At 57.0% G+C, this 26,914-nt stretch carries 15 protein-coding genes and 6 pseudogenes; 12 read left to right on the forward strand and 9 right to left on the reverse strand.

Features of this window, described 5'->3' with window-relative positions; translation table 11 throughout:
• The first annotated feature begins 671 nt into the window (after positions 1–671).
• The 5 genes and pseudogenes from NLX68_RS24300 to NLX68_RS26545 all read left to right on the forward strand — a co-directional run bounded on the left by NLX68_RS24300 (position 672) and on the right by NLX68_RS26545 (position 4,995).
• On the forward strand, positions 672–863 hold the full coding sequence (locus NLX68_RS24300; protein ID WP_254286157.1) for a hypothetical protein: 192 nt from the start codon (positions 672–674) through the stop codon (positions 861–863).
• Positions 864–1,587: 724 nt separating this feature from the next.
• A pseudogene (locus tag NLX68_RS24305) lies at positions 1,588–1,962 on the forward strand (site-specific integrase); the annotation flags it as partial.
• A pseudogene (gene istA, locus NLX68_RS24310) lies at positions 1,881–2,752 on the forward strand (IS21 family transposase). The pseudogenes NLX68_RS24305 and istA, both read left to right, overlap by 82 nt.
• Positions 2,749–3,536 (forward strand): annotated as a pseudogene (istB, locus tag NLX68_RS24315) (IS21-like element helper ATPase IstB). The pseudogenes istA and istB overlap by 4 nt, the downstream one beginning before the upstream one ends.
• Before the next feature lie 367 nt (positions 3,537–3,903).
• On the forward strand, positions 3,904–4,995 hold the full coding sequence (locus tag NLX68_RS26545) for a cyclase family protein (protein ID WP_254286158.1): 1,092 nt from the start codon (positions 3,904–3,906) through the stop codon (positions 4,993–4,995).
• A 7-nt stretch (positions 4,996–5,002) separates the two neighbouring features.
• Here NLX68_RS26545 and NLX68_RS24325 read toward each other — a convergent pair whose 3' ends face one another.
• The 3 genes and pseudogenes from NLX68_RS24325 to NLX68_RS24335 form a co-directional block, all read right to left on the reverse strand.
• On the reverse strand, positions 5,003–6,877 hold the full coding sequence (locus NLX68_RS24325; RefSeq protein ID WP_254286159.1) for an ATP-binding protein: 1,875 nt from the start codon (positions 6,875–6,877) through the stop codon (positions 5,003–5,005).
• Between the two features lie 552 nt (positions 6,878–7,429).
• Positions 7,430–7,684, reverse strand: a pseudogene (locus NLX68_RS24330) (plasmid pRiA4b ORF-3 family protein); the annotation flags it as partial.
• Between the two features lie 3 nt (positions 7,685–7,687).
• A pseudogene (locus NLX68_RS24335) lies at positions 7,688–8,458 on the reverse strand (IS66 family transposase); the annotation flags it as partial.
• A 302-nt stretch (positions 8,459–8,760) separates the two neighbouring features.
• Here NLX68_RS24335 and NLX68_RS24340 point away from each other — a divergent pair.
• Positions 8,761–9,144: a hypothetical protein gene (locus NLX68_RS24340; RefSeq protein WP_254286160.1), complete on the forward strand. Its 384-nt coding sequence runs from the start codon at positions 8,761–8,763 to the stop codon at positions 9,142–9,144.
• Between the two features lie 439 nt (positions 9,145–9,583).
• Here the strand turns inward: NLX68_RS24340 and NLX68_RS24345 are convergent, their stop codons facing one another.
• A complete protein-coding gene (locus NLX68_RS24345) occupies positions 9,584–10,972 on the reverse strand; it encodes a PLP-dependent aminotransferase family protein (RefSeq protein WP_010220077.1) in 1,389 nt (462 codons plus the stop codon).
• 349 nt (positions 10,973–11,321) lie between these two features.
• On the opposite strand from NLX68_RS24345, the gene NLX68_RS24350 reads away from it, so the two are divergent.
• The 3 genes from NLX68_RS24350 to NLX68_RS24360 all read left to right on the forward strand — a co-directional run bounded on the left by NLX68_RS24350 (position 11,322) and on the right by NLX68_RS24360 (position 14,397).
• Positions 11,322–12,527 carry a benzoate/H(+) symporter BenE family transporter gene (locus NLX68_RS24350; RefSeq protein ID WP_254286161.1) on the forward strand — a complete coding sequence of 402 codons (1,206 nt, stop codon included), beginning with the start codon at positions 11,322–11,324 and terminating at the stop codon, positions 12,525–12,527.
• Positions 12,528–12,713: 186 nt separating this feature from the next.
• A complete protein-coding gene (gene glyA, locus NLX68_RS24355; RefSeq protein WP_100783059.1) occupies positions 12,714–13,952 on the forward strand; it encodes a serine hydroxymethyltransferase in 1,239 nt (412 codons plus the stop codon).
• A 169-nt stretch (positions 13,953–14,121) separates the two neighbouring features.
• Entirely contained in the window at positions 14,122–14,397 is a 276-nt protein-coding gene (locus NLX68_RS24360; RefSeq protein WP_254286162.1) for a hypothetical protein, read from the forward strand.
• Between the two features lie 1,063 nt (positions 14,398–15,460).
• On the opposite strand, the gene NLX68_RS24365 is transcribed toward NLX68_RS24360, so the two are convergent.
• The 3 genes and pseudogenes from NLX68_RS24365 to NLX68_RS24375 form a co-directional block, all read right to left on the reverse strand.
• Positions 15,461–15,889, reverse strand: coding sequence for a hypothetical protein (locus tag NLX68_RS24365; RefSeq protein ID WP_254286163.1), 429 nt, complete (start codon positions 15,887–15,889; stop codon positions 15,461–15,463).
• Positions 15,890–16,337: 448 nt separating this feature from the next.
• The gene (locus tag NLX68_RS24370; protein WP_254286164.1) at positions 16,338–18,047 is read right to left on the reverse strand and encodes a DUF4041 domain-containing protein; all 1,710 of its coding nucleotides are present in this window, start codon (positions 18,045–18,047) and stop codon (positions 16,338–16,340) included.
• 346 nt (positions 18,048–18,393) lie between these two features.
• Positions 18,394–18,633 (reverse strand): annotated as a pseudogene (locus NLX68_RS24375) (RNA polymerase sigma factor); the annotation flags it as partial.
• Between the two features lie 134 nt (positions 18,634–18,767).
• Here NLX68_RS24375 and NLX68_RS24380 point away from each other — a divergent pair.
• Positions 18,768–20,621 (forward strand): ABC transporter ATP-binding protein, encoded by a 1,854-nt coding sequence (locus tag NLX68_RS24380; RefSeq protein ID WP_254286165.1) that lies wholly within the window; start codon positions 18,768–18,770, stop codon positions 20,619–20,621.
• A gap of 87 nt (positions 20,622–20,708) precedes the next feature.
• Here NLX68_RS24380 and NLX68_RS24385 read toward each other — a convergent pair whose 3' ends face one another.
• Positions 20,709–22,175 carry a glycosyl hydrolase family 18 protein gene (locus NLX68_RS24385; RefSeq protein ID WP_254286166.1) on the reverse strand — a complete coding sequence of 489 codons (1,467 nt, stop codon included), beginning with the start codon at positions 22,173–22,175 and terminating at the stop codon, positions 20,709–20,711.
• Positions 22,176–22,461: 286 nt separating this feature from the next.
• Positions 22,462–23,322 (reverse strand): CAP domain-containing protein, encoded by an 861-nt coding sequence (locus NLX68_RS24390; RefSeq protein ID WP_254286167.1) that lies wholly within the window; start codon positions 23,320–23,322, stop codon positions 22,462–22,464.
• A 330-nt stretch (positions 23,323–23,652) separates the two neighbouring features.
• Here NLX68_RS24390 and NLX68_RS24395 point away from each other — a divergent pair, with 330 nt between their 5' ends.
• Both NLX68_RS24395 and NLX68_RS24400 read left to right on the forward strand, forming a co-directional pair.
• Positions 23,653–24,558, forward strand: coding sequence for a hypothetical protein (locus tag NLX68_RS24395; protein WP_254286168.1), 906 nt, complete (start codon positions 23,653–23,655; stop codon positions 24,556–24,558).
• 47 nt (positions 24,559–24,605) lie between these two features.
• The gene (locus tag NLX68_RS24400) at positions 24,606–26,894 is read left to right on the forward strand and encodes a C1 family peptidase (protein ID WP_254286169.1); all 2,289 of its coding nucleotides are present in this window, start codon (positions 24,606–24,608) and stop codon (positions 26,892–26,894) included.
• Positions 26,895–26,914 lie beyond the last annotated feature (20 nt).

The following is a 26,914-nucleotide window of genomic DNA, read 5'->3' on the forward strand; positions in this document are numbered from 1 at the left end:
ACGCTGGTGCTCAACGGCGACCAGAGCGCCGTTGTCCAATCGATCGACAACAGCGGTGCAGACAGCATCGTGACGGTTGCCGAGACGGGCGGACAGACAACGACCATCACCTTGGTCGGAGTCGATCTGCTCAATAGCGACATTGTGTTTGGCGGCGCCTGAGGCAGCGCACGTGTGACAGGCGAGGGTGGTATGGAAACCACCCTCGGTAGCGCCCAGATGCCTGACCATTATAACTCAACTAAATAGTTATTTAGTTGAGTTATAAGTTATTGGCATTAGTGGGAGAGGGTAGCTGACCTGATGATCCAGGGGTAGCTCATCGCTAGATATCTAACAAATCTGAACGCTATCTCTCAAAAAAGAGCGAGATCAGCGTCCAGTGAATGCACGTGTAATCGGTAACAGGCCGCGTAGTCTGAGGGCTGTAGATGCATCTGGCATTGAATGGCTGAATAAAACCTACGAACAAACGGGTGCCAGGGGTATCGTGCCGGCCGGTTGTATGTTCATGTCCAGCTTGTCACCAGTGGTTAATCCGAAAGTCGCTAGAAATCGCCAGGCAAAGGTACGATCAGGTTGCCAGTCCATCAGCAGCGTCTTTGCAGGTGACGTTCCAGTGTTTATTTTCAGAGCCAGGTGTTGGCTTCATATTTTTCCCAGGTGATCAAATGACAGAGCCGATTCATGATTATGATCCTGCAGACTCGCTGGTTGACTCAGAGGCCGTAGATGTCTTTTTGGCCGATGCATACGAGACTGGTGACGCAACTCATATTGTCGAGGCGATAGCCGTTGTTGCACGTGCCAACATTCGTATCAATGCCGCTGAAGAACCACGCAAACCAGCGCCAAGCGTGTGACGGTGTTTTTCTCGCACATGAGAGACTCGACCTGGTCAGCCTGAACACCAGGCGAAAAGCAGCCTGCCACGGGATCCAAGCCTCCATAGATGACTACGCATAATGTATATTATGTTAAATTACGTACCCATCCATTCATCTCCTGCCTGTCACTGCTACCCGTAAACCATAATTTGTCTGTCACCGTCGCGAATTGCGGACACTTTTACCCCATCAACCCTTTGAGCCCTCTACTCACGTGGCTTCCAGCGACTCGGCATTGCTCACATGCGCCTCCATTCCGACGAAATGCGGACACTTTTGCTATCACACGATTTCCGTAACCCACTGATTTTACTGGGTCGCACGCTGATACGATGGTTTGAACCGTTCTACCCAATTCCTCCGCTATCTGGACACTCGTGACCACTGCAGCGCTGGCGTCTGAATTGCTACAATCCTTGTAATTCGGGGCTTCCAGTGGCATCTGCACAAAATACGGACACTTTCCGAGTCGCGAGCCGAATCGCATAATGTGGACACTTTCCGAGATTTTTAGCCTTGGAAAGATACCTACGCCAAAGTGAACTCAGCGTTGCTTTATGACCTCGAAGCCAGGAACGCCAGGGCCTGCAGCCATGCTGGCCTGCGAAACCCTCCGTTTCGGTGTTCTAGGTGCACCTAGCGCTCAGCTGAGCCATGGAGCTCTTTTTGAGTGGATCTGACAATGTTGGGCGTTCCAAATGGAAATTGGTGGTTCCATGTGGTGGGTAAAGGAAACAAGTCCGGCAAGATTGCAGTACGTGATGAGTACGTGGAGAAGTACCTAAAGCGCTATCGCACATTCATTGGGCTGGGCCCATTGTCGAGTTACCAGGAGAAGTCGCCGCTTCTGAAAACGCTAAGCGGCCGCGCAGGCCTCTCTGACCGGCAAGTACGCGCCCTCCTCCAAGCCGTGTTCGACAACGCGCTGGTACGCATGCGCGATGAAGGGCGCGAGCCCTACGAAATGGATAGCCTGCGGGTGGCATCGTCTCACTGGCTTCGCCATACCTCGGCCACGTTCGACGCGCCGTTCAGAAGCGCCAAGGATCTCCAGTACGACCTGCGCCACTCGAACTTCCCGCCATCGTGCTGTTGAGGGAGATCCGCGAACAGGGTTACGAAGGCGGATACTCAATTCTCACCAGCTTTCTGCTGACCTTGAAATCCAAGGCAAACGAAGACGTCGTTCGCTTTGAAACCGAGCCCGGTGAGCAGATGCAGGTGGACTTCACCGTCATTCGGCGTGGCCGCGATCCGTTGTTGGCATTCGTTGCAACGTTGGGCTGGAGCCGTGCGACCTACGTCGTTTTCTCCCGTCGCGAAGACTCCGCAGCCTGGTGTTCCGGTATCGAAAAGGCGCTGCGTTTCTTCGGCGGTACGCCGCGAAAGCTACTCTTCGACAACGCCAAAACCATCATCCAGGAACGCGATGTTTATGGCCCCGGTCAGCACCGCTGGAATACCGCACTATTGAATTTGGCAGAGCGCTACGGCTTCGCACCGAAAGTCTGCCGGCCTTATCGGGCCCAAACCAAGGGCAAGGTCGAGCGCTTCAACCACTACCTGAAAAACAGCTTCGTAGTGCCTCTGGCCGCGTCACTTAACCAGGTCAACTTGCTGTTGGACGTTGAGGTCGCGAACAGCAAGATTGGCCCTTGGTTGATGGAGGTCGCCAACGCCCGGACACATGCGACGACAGGCGAAATACCGCAACACCGACTGGATACCGAAGTGCACCACTTGTTGCCCCTGCAGCGATCCAAGGGGTTGCGAGCAGCATGATTTCGCTCGTCCAACCCATGCCGGTGGAAAGCTTGCAGCATCCGCTTTCGGTCTATCAGGCACTGCTTGAGGTACGTCCATGAACCTTCAACATCTGCGCATCGAGTCTCTTTGCCACCAGTTCAAGCTGGACACTTTTGCGACGGACTGGCCGGCACTGGCCCAGCAAGCCGCCGAAAAAGAAACGAGCTATGCCGACTTCCTGGAGCAACTTCTGCTGAGCGAGGATCGCGCTCGAAACGAGCGGCGGCGGCAAGCGCTGCTGCAACAGTCCGGGTTGCCAGCGGTGAAAACGGTTGAACAATACGACTTCAAATTCGCCAGCGGCGCGCCGCAAAGTCAGCTCCTGGAGCTGGCCGGGCTGGCCTTCATCGAGCGTAAGGAAAATGTCGTGCTACTCGGGCCTTCGGGCGTCGGCAAAACACACTTGGCCAGTGCGCTGGCCCATCGGGCGATCATGGCAGGCATTTCCACCCGATTTATCTTGCCGCCGACCTGACTTTGCAACTCGTCGCCGCGCACCATCAAGGACGTCTGGCTCAGTATTTCAGTCGTGTTGTTCAGCGCTCGAAACTGCTGGTGATCGACGAGATCGGTTACCTGCCGTTCGGTCGTGACGAAGCCAACCTGTTCTTCAACGTGATCGCCAAACGGTACGAACAGGGCAGCTTGGTGCTGACCAGCAACTTGCCGTTCAGCCAGTGGGCAATGACCTTCGCCGACGACTCGACACTGACCGCTGCGCTGCTGGATCGGCTTCTGCACCATGCGCATATCGTCCAGGTCAGCGGACAGAGTTATCGACTGAAGGACAAGCTGAAATCCGGTCAGGTGGTGCCGAGAGAAACGGCCTCGCCACGACAATAATCAGACCTCAAACACCGCCGGGGTGGGTCAGTTTTACTTCGGTAGGGCGGGTCAGTTTTCAACCGGTGTTGACAGCTATGGGCACATTCACGCAAAGTTTGATACTTTGTTGCAGCTCCGATTACTGCGTTGGCAGACTGTGTTGTTATATTGCTCTGAAGTAGCTCCGGCCACATTTTCCTTAGCTTCTCTGCGGTCACATTCTTTGTAAGCGAACAGCCAACACACCTACCGAACGCCCAAATTAAGGGCGATGGTGTCCGCCTATGGTGTCCACTATCTTGGCCAATTTGGAGAGGTGTCAGGAGAGGGTGCTGGGCGGACGGTTACAATCGTTCTACGTGGCTGCTCGGAGCGTGATGAACAGGTGGCCGAAGGCGCCCGGCAGGTAATATCGATTTCGCGCTCGTACATGCTCCCCGATTGTTTTCCTGTTCCGCCCAGGCGTTCCCCTCCTGAGATCATTCAATACAAAAACGTCTCCATTACCGGCGTGCTGGCCCGGCGCTGTTGTCGGTGGTGGGATGCGCGCCTTTTTTTCGTTGAGCTGAGTGCTGTTGACAAAGTGCAGGGCAAATTTCATCAAGCCAGCACTGGACGTGAGGGGAGCAGTTCTTCAATGATCGAAGAGGGGATCGTCATGACGACGCCAACGCAAAAAAAGAGTTGTATTAAACGGATGTCCGTAGGCGTTCTGGCCGCTTTGCTGTCGGTCGGTGTCGCTAAGGCTTACGCAAAGAATAAGGAAATCACGGGAATGCAAAGTATCCAATTTCGAAAGGTCGTCGACCTCAGCCATATCATTAGCCCGACCATCCCGCTTTGGCCTAATGACCCACCGGTGGTATTCGATGTGGTGGCTTCACAGGAAAAAGACGGTTATTACCTGCGGCGTTTCAGCATCGGCGAGCACAGCGCAACCCATATGAACGCACCTAACAGTTTTCATCCCAACGCTAATGGGATTGATACCTATAAACCGGAGTCCTTGGTGCGACCGGCCGTCGTGATTGATATCCGAGCCCAGGCCCATGACGACGCAGACTATGTGATTGGCGTCCAGGACATCGAGAAATGGGAGCAGGCACATGGGCGCATCGACCAGGGCTCTGTCGTGCTGTTTTATACAGGGTGGCAAGCGCTGTGGAACGATCCCAAGCGCTTTATCAATGAAGATTCGAAGGGGCCCCACTTCCCCGGGGTGGGCGCTGCAACCACGAAGTTTCTGCTTGAAGAGCGCCAGATAGCAGGTGTCGGTATCGATACACATGGCGCCGATCCTGGTCAGGACACGGTCTACGCCACCAATAGTCAGATTCTGGCGAAAGATGGGATTGTCCTGGAGTGCCTGACCAACCTCGATCAGTTGCCCGCAAAAGGTACGACGCTGGTCATTGGCGTGCTCCGACTGAAAGAGGGCTCGGGTTCTCCTGTTTCCGTGATGGCCTTTACCCCCTGAGATCCTTTCAACTTGAAATGGTATCCACTACCGGCGTTCTGACCCGGTAGTTGGCAGCACGTTGAAGCACTTGGGTCAAGGCCTGGAAGTTCGCTGGTTTGGTTAAAATGTCATCGGCACCAGCGGCCCTGAAACGTTCTATTTCGCTCGAAAATGCACTGGCGGTGAAAGCTATGATGTAGCAGCTATCGCCTTGTGGAAGTTGGCGGATCTTGCGGACCGCCTCCAACCCACCCATGACAGGCATGTTGATGTCCATGAAAATGATATCGGGCATCGACGTCATGCACTGATTGACTGCCTCCAGACCATCCGACGCAAGATCGGGTGTATAACCCAGTTCTTGCAGCATCGCCATGGCAACTTTCTGGTTCATTGGATGATTTTCCACCAGCAGGATATCGAGCGGGCAATTCCTGGCAAAAGATGAATCGACACTCACTGCTGCATAATCGTTATCGAAGGGTATTTCCGACGCTGGAAAAACGTCCATGGGAAGTGAAAAAGAAAACGTCGAGCCGACGCCAGGCTGACTGACAAAGGATAAAGTCCCCTGTTGCGCCTCGACTAGATTCTTGCAGATTGAAAGGCCGAGCCCGCTTCCGTTGAAGCCTTGGCTAGAGGGTGCTTTAAATTGAGCAAAGGGCTCGAACAGGCTGTCTTGCTGCTCTTTGGGAATACCTATGCCGGTATCGCGTATGGAAAAGTCGAGTCGGGCTTGAGAGCCTTGACCGCTGCTCGTGACGATGAGGGATACTGTGCCGGTTTCGGTGAATTTGACCGCATTGCCTAGCAGGTTGATCAAGATCTGGCGCAGACAATCGGCATCGGTTTTGACCCAGCGAGGTACGTCCGCTGAGACTTGCACTTCAACAACGATCGGCTTCTTCTGAATATTTCGCCGGATAATTTCAATACTGGACGAAAGCAGTAGCCTTATTTCGAATACACGGGGCCTCAATTGAAGTTTGCCCGTTTCAATTTTTGCCAGGTCGAGAATATTGTCGATCAGAGAGAGAAGAGTGCGTCCGCTGGTATGAATCGTGTTTAAGAGGCTGCTTTGTTCAGGTGTCAGGGGAAACCTGGTTAATAACTCGGTCGCCCCGATGACACCGTACATGGGGGTGCGAATTTCATGGCTCATGGTGGCCAGAAATCTGGATTTTGAACGATCAGCATCCTCAGCGGCATTTTTTGCCTGACTCAATATCCGTTCGTTTATCTGCAATTGCTGGAGATGAGCGCGCATGCGTAATAGATCGACTACGAACAATAAACTGAAGGCAAGAAATACCAAGATGGCAAGAATGATATGGTGCAGGGACTCTTCATTAAGTTGTTGGTGATAGGCCGCCAACCTCATTTCCGCACCTGCGACATAAACAGTGCCATCATGGGACTTCATCGGAACGAAGACCGCGCGAAAATCTCCCCAATGATCCGTGTAATCGATCCAGGTGGGTTCGCTGTGCTCAAAGCTGTCGAGCAACGCTTGGCTGGCATCGGGATAAGGATCGAAAAAGCGCACGAAATTCTGTTCTTGGATTTCTTTTTCCGATGCGCTTGAGCTGATCAGATAGGCTTTCCCATCCCGTTTGATCACGCTGTAGACAAAGGCGGTGCCCATTGACACGTTGAACCTGGAGAGTCGCTGGATCGCGTCCCAGTCTTGCTCGGGTGATTTGGATTGTTTGTCGACCAGATCATCATGGTACCGGTCGCCGAGGATGGCCGAAGCGCCCAGCGCGGCATGCAGCAGCTTGCTATTGATACTGTCAGTAAGAATTTTTTGAGTTTCGTCGTAGAGGTAGTAGATATAGCCACTGACCCCAACGATGTAGACCAAGAGTAACGCCCATGTTTTCCGTTTGAGTTTGAACATCGCACAGCCTCCGTACTGTAAACCCCAGCATAAATAGAAGGCTGGCTGAAAGCCATTGTTTTATCCCGCTCTCATCGAAGCTGTTACTTGACCGAAGCGATAGGTTTCATGTCTGTGTTCACGGCGGTGTTTACTGTTGTGGTAAGGCATTGTGTGACCGACCGTCCAATTCTACGAATCTGTATCGAACATGGACAGCTCGGTGCACGGAGTCCATTTTATAATGGTGCCTAGATGGACGTGAAGGTTGCTACAGACTCCCTATTTTAGGTGGTTTTTCGATGTCCATTTTTCTTCCGCTTACGGATAAAGCTGGTCATCCAGGCAAAGTTTAAGGACTGCCTGCCGTTGGCTGAGCAAGTGTAACCGACAGAAAATGGGAGTTACTGTGAAGATCCAGCACCGACCGAACTTTCAGCCGCTCAGTATGCTTATGGTTGTTGCTGACGTGGTCGCAGGACAGCTGACTACACTCGTTGATCAACGCAAGGCCCTTCTGGAGGCCAAAGCACGGCCAGGCTCGATGGACGCTGGGACAATCCGCCATGTATTGCGGGTTTCCGAGTTGACGCGGGGGCCCCATCCATCGGGATCGGGAATGCCGTAGTTTTCCCCGGCAATTTCAAACTCATGCATATGCCCGCCCTCCCAGCCCGTCGCGAACTGGATCACCCTATGCAATGTGCCCAGCGTGATGTTCTCGGGTACCGCTACGCGGCGCCAGATGGTGGGTTCGACCCACTTCAACTCAATGTGCAACAGCAACAAATCAGGCTCGGGTTTTAGCAAATGGACATTTTTGGCCATGGGTCAGGCCGCCTCGCAAATTTCTGTTGGTGTGAGAGAAACGTTCCAGGGCAGCAGTTCGTCGACTCGATTGATCGGGTGGTCGGCGATGCGCTCCAGCACGTGTGTCAAATAGGCTTGCGGATTCAGGTCGTTGAGTTTGGCCGAACCCACCAGACTATAAATCGCGGCGGCTCGTTCGCCGCCGGCATCGGAGCCGACAAACAGGTAATTTTTTCGACCCAGCGCGACGGCGCGCAGCGCCCGCTCGGCGGCGTTGTTGTCGATTTCGATCCGGCCGTCATCGCAGTAGCGCACCAACGCCCGCCACCGATTGAGGGCATAGAGAATCGCACCGCCCAATGCCGATTTTTTCGACAATTGAGTCAGCACTTGGTTAAGCCACGCGTGCAACTGTTCCAGCAGCGGGCTGGCACGGCTTTGCCGAACCTTTTTTCGCAAGTCGGGCGGTTGGCCGCGAATCTCGCTTTCGATGACATACAGGGCAGCAATCCGCTGCAACGCCTCGGCAGCGAGCGGCGAGGCCTGGTCTTTATAGACGTCGTAGAACTTGCGCCGGGCGTGAGCCCAGCACGCGGCTTCCTGAATGGTGTCCGTGGCATACAGCTGAGCAAACCCGGCGTAGCCGTCGGCCTGCAAGATCCCGCTGAAGTCTTTGAGGTGGGCACGGGGATGCAGTCCCTTGCGATCCGGTGAGTATGCAAACCATACCCCCGCCGGTGTCGTGTATCCGAACCGATGTGGTTTTTTCTTTCGTTTGCCAAAAGACCAGATGAGGCTCCGATTGAGCGAGCGCAGCCGTTTGAACATCCCAACGGCTTTCGCGACATTACATCTGTGCGAGTTACCACTCCCAACAGCCAAGCTTTTTCTACCCCTGCCAACTGCGCTAACGCTGCACCGCTGCCTTGCGTTACTGTCCTACCCTTCTGCGGCACGCAGCGCGATCGCCGAAAACGCGTTTGCTTGGCCACTCAATCTCCAACAAGGGCTTTCCATGCTTCATACGATCAAGGCTGCCAGGCATCAGGCAAAATTCTCACGCAACGCATGCGCGTGGTTCCTTATCGACAACGTTGGGATCGAGCAATGGCTCGCGGAACATCATCGCGGATGAACAGGTTTCCCTTCTGGGCCTCTCACTCATCTGGTTGATCAATGAAGCGGAAGAGGCGCTTGCGAAACGCCGATTCACGCCCGGCGAAGACGGGTCATCGACTATCGTGCCGCTCCTCGTCTGCAGTGACGACATGGATCTCGACTGTACGGTGCTCGTGGCCGAGCAGGTCGTCGCGGGAGGCACCATTTCTTGGATTCGCTTCGGATGGAGCATTTCAGGGGGGCTTGAAGTAGGCGCTCAAACGCGCTGGATCAGTGGCAGCCAGCCCGTGGAGTTTGCCCTTGAAGACTTCCATCGCGCGCTGGAAGATTTCGCTGCAATCCTGGCAGACCACCCCTGATCATGAACACGGTACAAGCTGTAACCGCCGGCGTTGGGCGGTGGAGTGCAAGCGTATCAACCGGTCAGGCTAAGAGCTGGAGGAACACGCATATGCCGAGGCCTTGGCAAAACACGTGCATGAGCTGGCTCGCAACCTGCGCCGTCGGCTGGTCGTGGATGTGCAATATCTTCGGGAGCTCAAAGAGTACCCTAGAGATACCCGGCGGAGTACATTTGTACTCCTGCTCATGTGGCGTCATCGTCACATGAGTTTTGCTACTAACAGTCGCCTCATAACTAACGCCGTTCACAGGCAGCAATCGGCCGATTCTGTTGAAAAAGTCGGATTTTCAGATCGCCTGAACCCCGGCACGACCACCTCCGGAGAACCGATTCACCACATTGAGTGGTTTTTCGGACCTTCGTTGGAAACGAGAAATATTGCAGCCTGCGGCGACTCAGTAGTAACGTCGCGGATCGGAATCGATCAGGCTGGCCAGTTTGGTCAGGGCAAAGCGCAGTTCGTCCTGGCTGGTGGGCGACATCAACACCAGTCGCACACAACGGGTGCTCCCGGACCGTTCAGCCTGGAACTGGGTGCCACTGAGCACTAGTACACCGTTGGCCCGGGCGAGCATGCTGAATTCGTCACTGGTCCAGGGTTCGGGCAGCGTCAACCAGACGTGGTACGAATAGGGCTGGGTCTTGAGCTCGAAATTGGCAAAAATTTCCCGGGCAATCGCTTGCCGCCCGGAGGCTTCGTTGCGCTGGATGCGGATCAGCTTTTTGTCCAGGCCCTCGGTGATCACATTGCTGGCCAGTTGCGCAGTCAACGGCGACGGCATCCAGACGCTGCTGCGCACCATCGAGGTCAGGCGCGACAGCAGTTTCGGCGGACTATAGATATAGCCGATGCGAAGCGCCGGCATGACCGACTTCGACAGGCTGGTCAGGTACACCGAACGATCCGGCGCAAACGCCGACAGCGGCTTGATCGACGGATCGGTGGCGAGGAAGCCATAAATGTCATCGTCCAGGATGATGAAATCGAACTCTTCGGCCAGTGCCGCAATTTGGGCCCGACGTTTTTGCGACATGATCGCCGCCGTCGGGTTCTGGCAGGTCGCCACGCAAACCAGCATCGCCGGTTTCTCTCGCAGGCACAGTTCGCGCAACGCTTCGGGAATGATGCCTTCGTCGTCCATCGGCACACCACGCAGGCGGCGCTCAAGGCCATGGGCCATGGAAATGATGCCGGGGTAGCAAAGCTCTTCACAGAGCACCAGGTCACCGGCGTTGGTCAGGGCGCTCATCGCGACCATCAAGCCATGCTGGGCCCCGGCCGTAATCACCACTTGCTGCCATTGCGCATCGGGAAACGAATGGCGCAACCACTGCGCACCCGCCTCGCGATGTGCCGGATGACCGCCGTCCGGCGCGTAATCCAGGGTTCTAGCGAAATCGGTGCTCTTGGCCATATCCACCAGAGCGCCGCGCAACCAGTATTCCAGGGTTTCGCCGTAGGGCTTGATGATTGAAAGATCGATTAATTCGGATTGCCCCAGATTCAGCGGCGCGGCGCTATTGCTCGCCGGCAGTTCCAGCTGCTTCTGGTTGAGCACATAAGTACCACGCCCCACTTCCCCCTGAACCAGACGACGTCGATGGGCTTCGCTATAGGCCCGACTGATGGTGCCCGGTGTGACATTCAGCGTGGTGGCCAGCTCCCGAAGGGTCGGCAGGCGATCACCTTCGTTCAACACGCCGTTGCTGATATCGCGCGCCAACGCGTCGGCAATCGACAAGTACATCGGCTGGCTGAACTCGCTTAGCTGGGGAACCCACATGAATGATCACTGCCAATCGTAGAAATGATGAATATGCGAGCATATCACATGGAGGTTAGGCAATTAATAAATCGGTCAAATCAAAATATTGAGTCGATTGAATCGATTTTTGCATTGCTATGCATCGTAATGGGAATATATTTCTATTTTAGTAAATAAGCATATAAATCAATTGCTTAGACACACCATAGCCAAAAAAAAGGCGCTGATAGCAAAAATATGCCTCGCAACAATCACCCAGCCTATTGAATCAACTCAATTCTTTCAAATACACTCACCTCGAATCGCATCAATCGAGTCAATTCTCCCCTGATAACTGCGCGCCTCTGCCGCGCCAAGTCGAGACATCATGGACGCACTCAGAAAGGATCTATCCTTGTCAGCCGTCATTGCGGGCTTTATCGCCGTGATCATTTCCTATGCCGGCCCCCTAATCATCGTGTTTCAGGCAGCCAAGGAAGCGCACCTGCCCAATGACGTGGTGTCTTCGTGGATCTGGGCCATTTCCATTGGCAGCGGGATTACCGGCCTGCTCCTGAGCTGGCGTCTGAGGATTCCGGTGATCACGGCGTGGTCGACACCGGGCGCAGCATTGCTGGTGTCGATGCTGCCCACCGTCACCCTGCCCCAGGCCATAGGCGCCTATGTGGTGGCGTCGGTGATCATTGCCTTGATCGGTTTGTCCGGGGCGTTCGACAAACTGATGAGTCGCCTGCCCAAAGCCATCGCAGCAGCCATGCTCGCTGGCATCCTGTTCCGCTTCGGCGCTGAACTGTTCACTTCGATCAAGCTGCAACCGGCGCTGGTGCTGTCAATGATCGCGGTTTACCTGATCTTCAAACGCTTTTCGCCGCGCTACGCGATTCTGTCGGTACTGATTGTCGGCTGCGCCGTGGCCGCCTCGTTCGGTGAACTCAACAGCAGCTCGATCACCATCGTAGTGGCCCACCCAGTCTTCATCGCCCCTGAATGGAGCTGGCACGCAATCATCAACATTGGCCTGCCGTTGGCACTGGTGACCTTGACCGGTCAGTACGTGCCGGGCATGGCCGTGTTGCGCACCTCGGGCTACAACACGCCGGCGCGCTCGATCATTTCGGTCACCTCGATTGGCTCGATCCTGATGGCACCGTTCGGCTCCCACGGCTTTAATTTGGCAGCCATTACCGCCGCGATCTGCACCGGCCGCGAAGCCCACGAAGACCGCGACAAACGCTACATCGCCGGGATCGCCTGCGGGGTGTTCTACATTCTGATGGGCACCTTCGGCGCGACCCTGGCCTCGGTGTTTTCCGCGCTGCCGAAAGAGTTGATTGCTTCCCTCGCTGGCTTGGCCTTGTTCGGCGCGATCAGTGCCGGGCTGACCGGCGCCATGGCCGACGAAAAACAACGGGAAGCAGCGCTGATCACTTTTCTGGTGACGGCCTCGGGCATGAGTTTCCTAGGCTTGGCCGCCGCGTTCTGGGGGTTGATCTTCGGCCTTGTGGCGCATTTCGTACTGACCTACACCCGGGAAAACAAAGCGGCCGCCATCGCCGAGGGCAGCCGACCATGACGGCACAAACAGGAACAGCAACTGGCCTATCACACCACTGGCCGTTCGGCGGCAATCTCGATGGAAAGCTAGCGGCTTGAAAGACACCTCCATTTTTCTCTCCGGCTCGACCAGAAGCCAGTCACGAGGGCTGCGACATCACGTGCCTGCGCCGTCGGCCGAAGCACTTACTTAAGGAATCACACCATGAGCCTGCAAAATTTCGACCCCGCCATCGCACGCCTGATCGACCGCGAACGCAATCGCCAGGAAACCCACCTGGAGCTGATCGCTTCAGAAAACTATGTCAGCGAAGAAGTGCTCCAGGCACAGGGCTCGGTGCTCACCAACAAGTACGCCGAAGGCTATCCAGGTAAGCGTTACTACGGGGGTTGCAAGGTCGTCGACGAGATCGAAAACCTGGCCATCGAACGCGCCCGCAAACTGTTCAACTGCGAATACGTCAACGTTCAGCCGCACTCCGGGTCCCAGGCCAACCAAGCGGTTTTCCTGGCGGTACTTGACCCCGGAGACACGATTCTAGGCATGTCCCTGGCCCACGGCGGTCACCTGACCCACGGCGCCTCCGTGAATTTTTCCGGCAAATTCTACCGGACGTTTTCCTATGGACTGGAGAAGGAAACCGAGACGCTCGATTACGAAGAAATGGAAGCCCTGGCCAGGGAGCACCGGCCGAAGATGATCATCGCCGGGGCCTCGGCGTATTCCCGGACCATCGACTTCCAACGCTTTCGCAACATCTGCGATGAAATCGGCGCTTACCTGATGGTGGACATGGCGCACTACGCCGGACTGATCGCTGCGGGCGTATACCCGTCGCCGGTCGGAATCGCTGACTTCATCACCTCCACCACCCACAAAACCTTGCGCGGCCCGCGCGGCGGTTTAATTCTGGCCAAGGCACAATACGCCGCCCTGCTCGACAAGACGATTTTCCCGGTTTACCAAGGTGGCCCGCTGATGCACGTCATCGCCGCCAAAGCCGTGGCGTTCAATGAAGCCTTGGACGATGGGTTCAAGTTTTACCAGCAGCGGGTGATCAACAACGCCAGGACCATGGCCGACATCCTGACCCGGCGGGGGTTGCGAGTGGTGTCCGGCGGCACCGACTGCCACATGTTCCTGCTCGATCTTCGCTCGATGAACATCACCGGCAAAGATGCCGAAGCACTGCTGGAAAGCGCCCACATCACGCTGAACAAGAACGCGATTCCCAATGACCCGCAGAAACCGGCGATCACCAGTGGCATTCGCATCGGCACGCCGGCGCTGACCACGCGTGGCTTTGGTGAAGCGGAGTGTGCCGAAGTGGCGAACCTGATCGCCGACCTGCTGGAACAGCCGAACAACGCGGCGCGGCTGGATAACACCCGGCGCCGGGTAATGCATTTGTGTGAATGTTTTCCGGTGTATACGCTGAGCTGATTGCTGGAGGAGTCCGCGGTTTACCTAGCCAAGAGACTCTGGCGATCGCGCTTGACGACATCTGAAAATTTCTCGACGGCCGGTTATGCCGCTGGCCTGGCGCGCGCCGCTGCTTACGTCGTAACTGGCCACCTGGGTAGCGAGCCTTCCGAGACACTGGCCTGAGTCATTGACGTCCCAGCAATGCGATGTCGGCTACGGCCTGGTTTGCGATGCTGAGGGCAAGCTCATCGACGGGCTTCAGTGGCGCTCAGCCAACCAAGAGCACGGTGTGGCGTCTTTCGAGGAAGGCCAAAAGGTAGAAATCGAGCAGCAGTTTCCTATTGGAACCCGGCTGCGTATTCTACCCAACCATGCCTGCGCCACGGGTGCTCAATACCAAGCCTACGAGGCTTTGGAGGAAAATGGAGAGATCAGCCATTGGTCTCGCCTAAACGGATGGTGAGGATCAATTACACAGAATGGAGGCCGCCCCGAGTCGAAATGTTGGTTCGTGAGTCGTGAAAGGAAGCAATGACCGTTTGGTGCCACGAACGCCAAACGGTCAACCTCAATTCAAGCGTCCCCGCTCGATACCCTGCCTTCTGAACCTTTCCTAATGGTTCGCTCTTTCGCAATGTATCAGTCGCTCTGTGAACGCACTGAGCTATTACAACTGAAAAAAGCTGCTTGTGACCGATATCCGCCACCCATGAAAGGCAGCTTTGGGTTGTGGATTCAACCGGTGGATGCAACACACTCGCTTCTGTGAGGACGACTTTGACGAGCGATGGCGCCTCTGGCGTACTCATTGGAGCGTGCCTGGGCATAAAGTCTGCCGCGACACGCGGCGAGCAGAGCTATAAGCCGCGTCGTTTCTGGCTGCGATAGTTTTAATTCTCTAGGTTCAGACCGAATATGCCGGGTCCAGATTGGTGATCCCCAGCAGCAGTCAGGCTTTTCTGTCACCAGAAAGCCTCCTCCAGCAGTATCAGGTACTTCTTTTGCCGGCTTAGCAGCGCAATACTGCAGGCCACCTGAGTGAAGCCAAGGGAAGCGCTTGACTGTGACCACGATGATCAATCACATGGGCTTTCGCACGCTCCCAACCCCCGAGCTGCTGATCGCCCACGACGGTACGCCCGTCACGCTGGCCAACGTTGCCGCAATGCTTTTGCCCTGGCTTTCGACCAAGAAAGACGACGCAGACGCGGCTGGCCGTTTTGGTATTGGCCAACGGACACTCGAATCACTGGGCGGGCCGATAACATTCCACGCGCTGCCCTTCCACTTTTCTATCGGAAGCAGCGGGCCTCGACCTGCAATGCCTCATCCTGATGTTCGAGGGGTGTACCAGGCTGAACGCCGCGATACGTTGCTTGCCATCCCGCTATCTGAATCCGTTACAGCCGACAGCCGCAGCCGGCTACGGCCATTTTTGGAGTTATCAGGTGCGCACAGCTTGCTGCGGAGTAATGCCGCCTCCAGGATGATATTAAGATCTGTGAAGCCGCAGAGCGCGGGAGGGATCAAGCGCCAACCTGGCTTTGCTGATTTGCTGTGCCAGCCTCTTCCAGCACTTTGCCGTACCATTCCAGCAGCATTTTGCCTCTCTCACATGCCACACGCTCATGCCTAGACATCTGAGCGAGAATCTCAACCGCTGCAACCTCAGGCTCTTCTGTCGCTCGATAGGTCAGATAACCAACGAGGAGTGCGTGCACCTCCTGCTGAAGGTCATCGTAGAAGGCGGAAAGCTGGCCACCAGAGCTGTACCGAATCAATTTTAGCGTTTTGTTCTGTGCAAATACGCTGACTGGATAGCTGTCATTGAGGTAGCCAAGGGAGCACAGGGTCAACACTGCCCTGATGAGCTCTTCGGCCTGTTCTGGTGTGTCGTAGGGCCGGCTGAAAAAGCGCTTCACAGCCGCTTTCGAGCTTTCGAACCTCTGAATCATGTGAGTCCCTGCGTGATGAAAGGAGATGACGTCTCATATTGAGCCGCAAATCCCTACCCCATACAACCCAATTTCAGGGTGTGGAAATCGGTGCCCTGTGGCTCTACTACGCACCTTTGAGTCTATCGGCGTGGCCTGAAAGTGGCTTGCCTGACACGTTGCTTCTTGGGCTTTTCCGGCTTGTACCTGCCCCTGACTTCCATCCTGAAACGTTAATACGGGAGTTTGGAAAATCTCACCTCCCCAACTGAATCCGGGCGATATGCCATTCTTGATCACCTAAGCCTTCTTGAAGGACATCCAGTGGATGGGGCTTAGCGCTGCAATCCTCTAGCGGCAAGCCCGTAGCCCCCGATGGGTTTCATCTAACTCCCAAGAGTACATCGTCATACGTCGTACCGGAGGTTACTGGAGTGATGAATCCTTTTCCGATGTTGGCAAGGAGCGCTTAGGCTGAAGCCAAAGCCTCCTCCTCCTCCTCCTCCTCCTCCTCCGAGTGCTCAATGGCTTCTTCAATCTCAAGCTGATGGCGCGTCCACTCTGCGGCGATGGCAGGATTCTCGAGGATCTGCTGCTCGATGCGCTGAGTCTCTTTGAACTCAAGCGCCTTGGCGCTCATCGTCCATTGCGTCTCGACTCGCAATTGCTCGAGCTCAGCACGGATGGCAGGCAGCCCAATGCGGAAGAATTCCTTGCGCGGATTGACCTTGTTCACCTGCTCCCGCAGGAAGTGGCGGTGCAGCTGCTTTTCAAGGCCAGGTGCATCGTCGCTGAAGATCATGGCGTGGACGTCGAACTCGAAGGGCACGCTGGCATCGCCGAGCTCGCGCACCCGGTCCAGCGGTTCGAGCCGGCGCGTCATGCCGATTTTGAACACCTGCTCTCCGAACGAGCCGATGTTGGAAATGATGTAAACATGGCCTGCACGTGTTTGCTGCGCCATGGAGAGCGCGCGCTGGTTCTTGTCCTCGGCAGCCTGTAACTGCTCTTGGAGAAGAGCCAGCCGAGCCTCGAATTCGGCACGCTCAACGGCGCTGGCGGCGGCAACTTGTTCCTGTGCTTTCTCCAGGGCTTTGCGCAAGGTGGCCTCTTCTTTAGCGGCATCCTTGATCGCTCGCTCGTACTCCCGGCGAGCCTTCTCTTCCTCGCGGATCTGCTCGCGCAGTTGACGTTGCTCTTCACGCTCCTGGTCTTTGAGCAACTTTGTCGTTACCGCCCAACGCAGCTCCTCCAGGCGGGAGTTCATATACTCCTCTGTGATCCGCGCGTTGCGAAACGGTGCTCCATTGAGGTTGACCAAGGCAGCGGCATCGCGGATCTCTTGCTCAAGCTTGCCGTGATTGTCAGATTTGGAACGAGAAAGGATGGAGTCGACCTTTCCGTTGAATGCGTCTACGACGAACCGAACCGCGGTATCGCGACGGTTTGCCTCAACATAATCACACGCAGCCGCCCTTCCCGCCTTGACCATGAAACGCGTGAAGTCCCGAGCTGCTTTGAGCTTCTGGCCAGCCTCAGTGAAGCCGAATTCTTCCGCCAGGTCGTCTAGGAGGTTGTAGGTCGGCACAATGTACGCGTCGCCATACCCTTCTACGACATTCTTCATGGCCTGGGCTGCTTCAGCGTAATGTTTGGCTTTGCCCATAGCGGCCAAGGCATCCCCAGCCACCTGCTCGGCACGTTCTTGGGCATCGGCAATGATCTTGGCGGCATCAGCAATGGCCTGCTGCAGTCGGCTCTCAGCTTGATTCACCTTTGACTGTGCTTGCTGCAAGAGCTGATCGCGCTCCAGCCTGGTTTTCCCCAGGATCTGAGATTTCTCAGCTTCCGCATCTGAAATGGCCTGTTTCAGGCGGTTTTCGGCCTCCTGCACTTTTACCTGGGCTTGCTGCAGGAGTTGATTTCGCTCAGACCTTGTCTCGCCCAAGATCCTCGCTGCTTCAGCCTCAGCATCTAGGATGTCTCTGAAGCGCTCCAACTCACTGAGCGTTTGCTCCAGTCTCGACTTCAGCGCAGCTGATGCCTCCTCGATAACTTTTATGTCGTGTTGTCTGGCCGCCAGCTCCATTTTGAGCTGGCTGATCAATCCCTTGGCCTTGATGCTTTGAACGAGGAACACGCAGGCGCTTATCCCTGCGACTAATGCTAGAAGCTCCATGTGCCGCTATCCATGTCGGAGACGAAACCTGAATCGTACATTGCCGTCATGGCTAACCGCCACCACCCTTGATCGGAGAGACCCAACGGGGAACATCCATTCCCCTCAGTGCCATCGCCAGGCAATTGCTGGAGGTCAAGCATGTTGTTGCTTTTATCGGCGCCGCCGTATCTGCTTGGAGCGGCATTTCCACCCATGATCACCACACAGTTCGCTACACCGATCGGCGCAAGAGGGTTTGTTCATTACCACTGATGCGTATAAGTCGCCGTCAACACCGTACCCGGCGCTGGCTGGTGGCTGGTGTTGTTGCTGTTACGCATCAGTTGACTGTAGAGCGGATCTGGCGTCGACGCTCGCTACGGTAGCGGGTGATGGCGATATCGTGAGCGATTTTGCGCAACAGGGCCACCGGCGTGCGCGCACCTTGCTTTTCATCCTGCTCCAGCAACTGCAGACACAAGTCATGTACCACTTCACGGGCGAAGACCCATTCACCGAAACGTCGGCGAGCATGATCCACCAGCTCGTCATAATGGCGAACCAATGTTGCCAGGAGTGTGGGTTTGCTAGGCTCGACCTGCACGATGACCTGCGCGAAGGGGGGAACGAATGCCTGGAAGGAAGGCGTGGTCGCGCAGCATAAATGCGAATACTTTACATTTAAAGCAAATACAACAACCTCTGCTCAACGATGTCCATCATCACTCGGAAACCGCCATGCTTCAGATTTTTGAACGACGCCTCGACCCTTTCCCGCCCGACGAAGTACCACCCCCGCCGGTGGGCCTGTTGCGCTTTATGTGGGCCTGCACGCGCGGCGCACGTGGCTATGTGCTTGCGCTCGCGCTGCTCAGTGCCAGCGTGTCGATTTACGAAGCCTGGCTGTTCTCCTTTCTTGGCCAGGTCGTCGACCTGCTCTCGTCCTGGCAGGCAGGCGGCGCTGCCGACGGCCAGGAACGTCGCGTGCTCTGGGGTATCGCTATCGTGCTGTTTACCAGCATCGGGCTGGTGGCGCTGCGCACCATGGTGCAGCACCAGATACTGGCGATCAATCTACCGCTGCGATTGCGCTGGGACTTCCATCGCCTGATGTTGCGGCAAAGCCTTTCGTTCTTTTCCGATGAGTTCTCCGGCCGGGTGACCACCAAGGTGATGCAGACGGCACTCGCCGTTCGCGAAGTGCTGTTCACGGTGATCGAGATCGCCCCTGGGATCGGGGTGTATTTCATCGCCATCATCGCCCTGGCCGGTGGCTTCGCCCTGAAACTGATGCTGCCTTTCATTGCCTGGGTCGCGTTGTTCGGGCTGGCCATGCTGTACTTCGTGCCGCGCCTGGGGCAAGTCGGGCAGGAACAGGCCCATGCGCGGTCATCGATGACCGGTCGCATCTCGGACGCCTACACCAACATCACCACGGTGAAACTGTTCTCCCACTCCAAGCGTGAGGCGCACTTCGCGCGTGCGGCGATGGAGGATTTCAAGCAAACCGGCTTTCGCCAGATGCGCCTGGTCAGCCAGTTCGAGATCGTCAACCAGACGCTGGTGGTAGCACTGATTCTGGGCGCAGGCGGCTATGCCCTGTGGTTGTGGCACCAGGGTGAAGTCGGTACCGGGGCGGTGGCGGCGATTACCGCCATGGCCCTGCGCATCAATGGCATGTCGCACTGGATCATGTGGCAAATGACTTCACTGTTCGAGAACATCGGCACCGTTCAGGATGGCATGGCCACCCTCACCCGCGGCCCCAAGGTGCAGGATGCGCCGAACGCGGGTGTGCTGCAGACGCGCGGCGGCGCGGTGAGCTTCGACAATGTAAGCTTCAACTACAACGGTGAGCGCCAGGTGCTCGATGGCCTGAGCCTGAAGATACGCGCAGGTGAAAAGGTCGGCCTGGTGGGTCGCTCCGGCGCCGGCAAGTCCACGCTGATCAACCTGCTACTGCGCTTTTATGACGTGGACAAGGGGGTGATCCGCATCGACGGACAAAACATCGCCGAGGTAACACAAGACAGCCTGCGCAGCGCCATCGGCATGGTCACTCAGGATACCTCCCTGCTGCACCGCTCCATTCGCGACAACATCGCCTATGGCCGTCCCGAGGCAACCGATGTGCAAATTCGCACTGCTGCGATCCATGCCCAGGCCGATGGCTTTATCAACCAGCTGAGCGACAAGCAGGGCCATAGCGGCTACGACACCCTGGTGGGTGAGCGCGGCATCAAGCTCTCGGGCGGCCAGCGCCAACGCATTGCCATTGCCCGGGTGATGCTCAAGAACGCCCCGATCCTGCTGCTCGACGAGGCCACCAGCGCGCTGGATTCCGAAGTGGAAGTCGCTATCCAGGAAAGTCTCGGCGAAATGATGGAGGGCAAGACCGTCATCGCCATCGCCCACCGGCTGTCCACCATCGCGGCTATGGACCGGCTCATCGTCATGGATGAGGGACGCATCATCGAGCAAGGTACGCACGCCGAATTGCTCGGCAGGAACGGCACCTATGCTCGCCTGTGGCAGCACCAGAGTGGTGGGTTTCTGGGCGAGGATCAGGGGCTGGCCCAGGCCGTGGAGTAGGCATGGCGCGGCCATGACTGGCTAGCGTTGACCGCTTATCCGCAAACAATGAAAGCCCGGCATTTAAGCCGGGCTTTGCAAAGCGCTCTAAGCGCGCCGTTTGATTGCGACCTTCGACCACAGGGTAAAGGCGATTGGTGGTGTCCAGCCCGAGTTTGATACGTGCTCTTGCAGGCACACGTAATTATTGCCTTCGTAAGTCACGCCATCCTCCTTGCGATACCGATGGTTCAACTGCCACTCGGGGAACTCTGGATCCGTGATGTCTCCAGCAGTTCGAACGCTCAGGCTCTTGCTCGGAAGCGACTCATTTCCCTGAGAGTCTGTGGCCGTGACAAAGTAGCTGTACTGAGTGTTTGGCGTTAGGCCTGAGTCCTTCAGCGTTAAAGCTGCCGCATGGCCTATCGCAGCCCCATTTCGGTATAGCGTGTATGTCTCGATCGGACGAGGGCCGCTTGAAGCCCCCCAACTCAAGGTCATACTGATCTCGGTTACGTCCCTGGCGGACAGGTTCGCGGGCGCCGTTGGCCGGTCACCAGGCTCCGCCCCGCCGTGAATCAACGGGGCGTAACGATCGTAGAACTCCCAGTTGTAGGGAACATTGTCCTTGGTAATGCCGTCGTCCCAGTTGATAGACCACGTCATCAGCCCTTTGATGGGATGGCCGGCAGCGTCGAGACGCCTGAATGCATTTACAACTGCAGCAGGGTCAATCACATAACCAGTGGCCGCCGCGTCATTATTGGCCGGTAAGCCAATGACAAATTTATCTGCGGGGATGGCGATGTAGTTCCGAGTGCCAGTCACCAGGCTTTCGGTCAGGTAGTAGAGGAAATCCTCTTTCATCTCATCATTGTTCTGTGCAATCCAGGCACCTTGACCACCGTTGGCCTCCTGAACCCAGATCCCATCGCCACCTTGGTTGTAGTACTGAGGCGCGATGAAGTCGTAGTACCCCTCAAGGGCCTGAATGTAGCCAACGTATTTGCCGCCAACTCTGAGGTAGGGAAACTCAGGTGCCATGCTGATGATGAAATGTTTCCCTTCGCCCTTGTAGTGATCCTTCACCAGTTTCAAGGCCGCCGGCAGCACCGTCTTGTTGTCAGCAAAATCAATGGCGCTTTGCTCCAGGTCGATATCCAACCCATCAAAACCGTAGACTTCAACCAAGCGAATGATTTCATTCGCCAGTGGCTGCTCATCCCCCTTGTGCAACTCAATATGAGCGTCGGCGCCGCCCAATGAGATCAACACAGCCCGTCCCTGGCTGTTCAGCACGCCTACCTGACGGCGAAACTCGTCGTCGGAGAGGTTGTAAGGTTTGAAGGTAGGAATACCGTGGCCTTTCATGAACGCTACAGCAACAACGTTGTAGTCCTTGGGTACATCCACCAAATCCAGATTGGCAAACTGCCCACCTTGATAGCCATCACCATGGCCGGCTGGCCAGTTATGCCAGAAACCCATGAGGATCTTTTTATTGGCAATACTAGGCATCAATGATGCTGAATCATTTACTTTGGACTTCAGCGATGAAAAATCAATCGTAGACATTGTTCTATTCCTTCAGAACTGTATTAGGGGCCGTACATGGCCCGCGTTTACTTAAAGTTCACATCAAACGCCTGATGGCTTGCATTGCTGGTATCAGCAATAATCCAAAGCAAGACATTGACCTGCTCCCTAGAGGAGAATTTTCAGGCTAGCGTAAGGTTTTGGATTGTCCACCATAAAAATAGATTACAAAGGCAGAAGAACACACGCTAATGAAACGCTCCCAACACCCGCCACGTCACCCTCCCCGCCGAAAATAAACGGACCCGCCGGGGCTCACGCCTTCTCAAGGCGCGCCGAACAGCATCGTCCAATACACGCCCTCATCGCTACGCGAGTTCGCGGCGTAGGCCGCGCCCACTTGGGTAAACATCGGGTTCATCAGATTGGCGCAATGCCCGGGGCTGGCCAGCCAGCCTGCCATCGCCTTGCTCGGCGAGCCCTGCCCAGCGGCGATATTTTCGCCGATCTGACGGCCACGGTAGCCGGCATCCCACGCCCGGTCTGCCGGCAAATCACCGTCGGGGGCGCGATGCGCGAAGTAATTGCCGTTGGCCATCGCCCGGCTGTGTCTCTGCGCCGCCGTCCCCAAGGCAGTATTCCAGGTCAACGGACGTGCCGCGGCGAAGCGCTGGCGACCACACAGGCGCGGCTTCGCCCGTGCTGCGTTGACCTGTGCCAGCAACGCGTTGCTCGCAGATCGCCCATCGCCGAGCTGAGCATCGAGCAAGGGGCGCGCCAGCACCACCCGCCACTCGTTCCTGGCGCGACTGACGCCGATATCGGCAAATTGGCTATCGAGCAGGGCTGCGCAGTAGTCGCTCTGGAGCATGTCAAAGGCCTCCTCGGCATCTTGCGCGCCGACCAGGCGGATGGTCCGCACCGTCACCGCCTGATAGCCGGCAGCCTTCAACCTTTCCCGCAAACCGCCGCTATAGCCGATCGGCAACGCCAGGTTCGACTTCAACGCCAGCGGCGTCGAGACCCGAACCACGCGCCTCTCGCAGCGCTGGGGCTGGGCGCGGTAGTCGTTGATGGCCTCCACCAGTTGCCTTTCCCCGCTGGCATGGGCGGGGCTGGCGAGCAGGGGGAACAAAGGAATGAGGCAGAGCGAGACAAAGCGGGAGCAGCGGACGGCTTGGCGCATGGGGCGAACAGCTCTGATGGGATGACGGCGGTAATGCCGAAAAAAGGGCTCGGCTAAGACTGCGATCCTCAACACAAGGTTCACGCGCAAAGGGTACAAATTTATTGTTGGAGCAATGCGTCCATTCCAGGCTGACGCCTTCATGTCAGACCGGCAAAAAACGGCCAATAGTGGTCGGTCGAAAAGGCCTGCGGACGTTCACCCCCTGCGCAATCGACGCGCGCCTGACCGTGCATGGCCCACCCGCCGACCGTCGGCTGCCAACCGGCTGCGCAGCGTTCTTGATCTAGCCTTAACACTGTCAAATTGACATAGGCTGGAGCAGCAAGAATGGACTCGATCTCTCCTCTGCCCAAAGCACTGAACCCGCAAGAACGACAAGAATACACCGATGAGTTGCTCCGGCTGCAGCTCAGGCGAGCTCGGGCCGAGCTTGAAGACCTGGCCCCCACCGGGCTGAAGATGAAGCTCAAGATCATTGGCGACTATCTGAAGCCTTCGGCGGTCGCAGTCAGTGCCTTGGCCGGGATAGCTCTTGGCGCTATGGGTTTTTACTATGGCACCCAGGAAGCAGCAGACCAGAAGCGCGACTTGACCACTGAAGTCAAAGAGCTTTTAGCCCGAAGCCAGGACCAACAAAAGCACATTGCAGATCAGAGCGCATCCCTGGGTGAAGGCCAGCGCCAGCTGAATCTGAAAAAACGAGAATTTGAACAACTCGACCGCTCAATAAAGGATGCGCTCAATGACCTCAAAGGGCTCAAGAGCGACATCACCGTCCTACCCGCAGGCGCCAAGAAAGATGCCTTGCTCAAACGCCTGACTCAATTGGACAGTTCCGTCGGCAAAGCCGGTACTGATTCAGCCGCAGCCGTTGTACCTGCCCAGGGGATCACCCCCACCGCCTCCCTTGCCGAACTGATCGGTGGGCTTTTCTCGAATGAAGCAACAGACCGCGTCAAAGCCTATCTGGATCTGATCTCGCAATATGGCAAGAGCAAGGAGCTGACGCCCACGCTGTTGAACTATGCGAACGAACACTTCAGCAATGACAACGGTGTGTACAACGCCCTGGTTGTATTCAGCCATCTTAATTACCGGGACCTGCGTGGCGCGGACATCGAAGCGATCAGGGCATTTGCTTCGAGAGCTGCGGCAGAGAAAGGAGAGCGAACGAAAGACAGGGCGTCCAAATTGATGGACAGGCTCAAACCCCACAGGACAGACCAGCCATGAGCACTCGGTAGACAGCATCTCTGTCCCCCCCCCAAGGAGCAGCAGGCATGGCCACCAGCAAAAGCAAGGCAGCCACCAACACCGCAAAAACCAAACCGACGCCCAAAGCCAACGCCACCACGTTCGAGCCGGCGCCCAAGCAACCCACACCACCGACCCGCCTCACGCCGATCGCTGGCCGGCTGTTCGATGCCCGTCCCGACCGACTGGATTTTCGCGACCTGCCCTACACGCCGCCGCTACGCTCCCTGCCACCTTGCTGGCCCCTGCAAACCAACCTGACCGGCGCCATCAAGAGCTATGTGGCGCAAGGTCTCGTGCTAGACCAGGGTTCGGAGGGTGCCTGTACCGGCTTCGGGCTTGCCAGTGTGATCAACTACCTTCTGTGGCTCCAGTACCTGACACTTGGTAACAATAGTGGCAGGTTCGAACCGGCCAGCCCTCGGATGCTCTACGAACTGGCCCGGCGCTATGACGAATGGCCAGGCGACAACTACGAAGGCTCAAGCTGCCGTGGCGCCCTCAAGGGATGGCACAAGCACGGTGTATGCGGTGAAACGCTCTGGCCGTTTTCCACAACAGAGTTCGTCAGGCCCCTGCCCGGCTGGGACACCGATGCACCGCGCAGACCTCTGGGCGTCTACTATCGAATCGACCGCAATTCGGTTGTGGACCTGCAGGCGGCCATCCTGAACATCGGCGCCGTCTATGTGTCTGCCAGCGCCCATGATGGTTGGGACACCCTGATGCGTACGCGGGCTACCGCTGCGCCCAAGAGCCACCAGCACCTGCCGGTCATTCCTCCGCCACAGCAACCCGGCTCGCTCGGCGGGCATGCCTTCGCCCTCGTTGGCTACGATCATCGTGGCTTCGTCGTACAGAACTCATGGGGCACTCGCTGGGGCTGCTCGGGGTTCGCAGTGCTGCCTTATGAGGACTGGGTGGTCCACGGTACGGATGCCTGGGCCTGTGCGTTAGGCGTGCCGCAGGCGCTGACCACACCGGAAACGGGCAAGGCCGGCGCCCCTGCCATGCGCGAGCAGGTCACCTCGGCCTTTCGCGTGGGCTCGGGGCGATCCCTTATCAGTCTCGATCGATCGGCTCGGGCGCCCGCCAATCCCGCGCATGATCCCTGGCCCTTCGACCACCCGTTCAACGAGCCGCTTTATCAACCGGTCAGCACCCAGCGCGCCTATGAACTCACCCTGGTCACCGGCAATGACGGCGAGATCGTGCCTACCGACTTCACCCGCGGCCCGCTGGATCGCGCTGGCCTTGTGCGAGAGATTGTCCATGAGCGGCCGCTCGACTGGCTCCGGACGCAGCCGCAACAGAAAACCCTTCGGCTGGCGCTCTATGCCCACGGCGGCCTCAACAGTGAAGACGAGTCGATACAGCGTATTCGCGTCCTTGCCCCCTGCTTTCTCGCCAACGGCGTGTACCCGGTGTTCATGACCTGGAGGACCGGGCCGGGCGAAACCATCGCCAACATGGCAGAGGACTGGTTGCGCAAACTGTTCGGGATGCAGGCGGATCGGGCGACCGGGCTGGGCGATGTGTTCAAGGAGAGCAAGGACCGCGCCATAGAAGCGCTGGCACATGTACTGGGCATTGGTGTCTGGTCGCAGATGCGCAACAACGCCCGCGACAGCACCCAGCCCGGGCATGGCCTGGACCTGGTGGCGCGCGAACTGCTGGCGCTGTCCGGGGCCCTTCAGGCACAAGGCGCCAAGCTGGAGTTGCACTTCGTGGGTCACTCCGCAGGTGCGGTCCTTCTTGGCCATCTGCTGGACGCGCTTGGGAGGAACCCTGCCCAACGGTTGAAGGTGCAGAGCTGCGAGTTGTTTGCTGCTGCCTGTTCCTCCGGCTTCGCCAACGAGCACTACCTCAATGCACATGCCAGGGGTGTGCTCGGCCTGGATCAGGTGTGGCTGGATGTGCTCAGCGACGAGAACGAAAAAGCCGACGGTTTGCCGACACCGGGCTTCCCCGCCTACGGCAAATCGCTGCTGTACCTGGTATCGCGGGCACTGGAGGACGTGCGCAAGCAGCCCTTGCTGGGCTTGGCCCGGGCCCAGGACCGGCATTACGCCAACGACAAGGACCAGTGGGATGCCGGCGCCCTGCAGGCCGTGCAGAAGTGGCAGGCGAACTGGCCGGCGAAGCCCGACAGGTTGCGTATCTGGAAATCGCCCTGGGTGCGGACCACACGGGACGGGCAGCAGATTCCGTCGACTCATGGCTCCTTCGACAACAACATCGAAGTGATGACCTTCGTGCTGACACGTATCACCGGGAAAAAGCTGATTGGTGAATTGGAGTGGCTGGATTACTGATAACCCGGGGTGTTCGCGGT

This window comes from Pseudomonas sp. SBB6 (assembly GCF_024213215.1).
GTDB lineage: Bacteria > Pseudomonadota > Gammaproteobacteria > Pseudomonadales > Pseudomonadaceae > Aquipseudomonas > Aquipseudomonas donghuensis.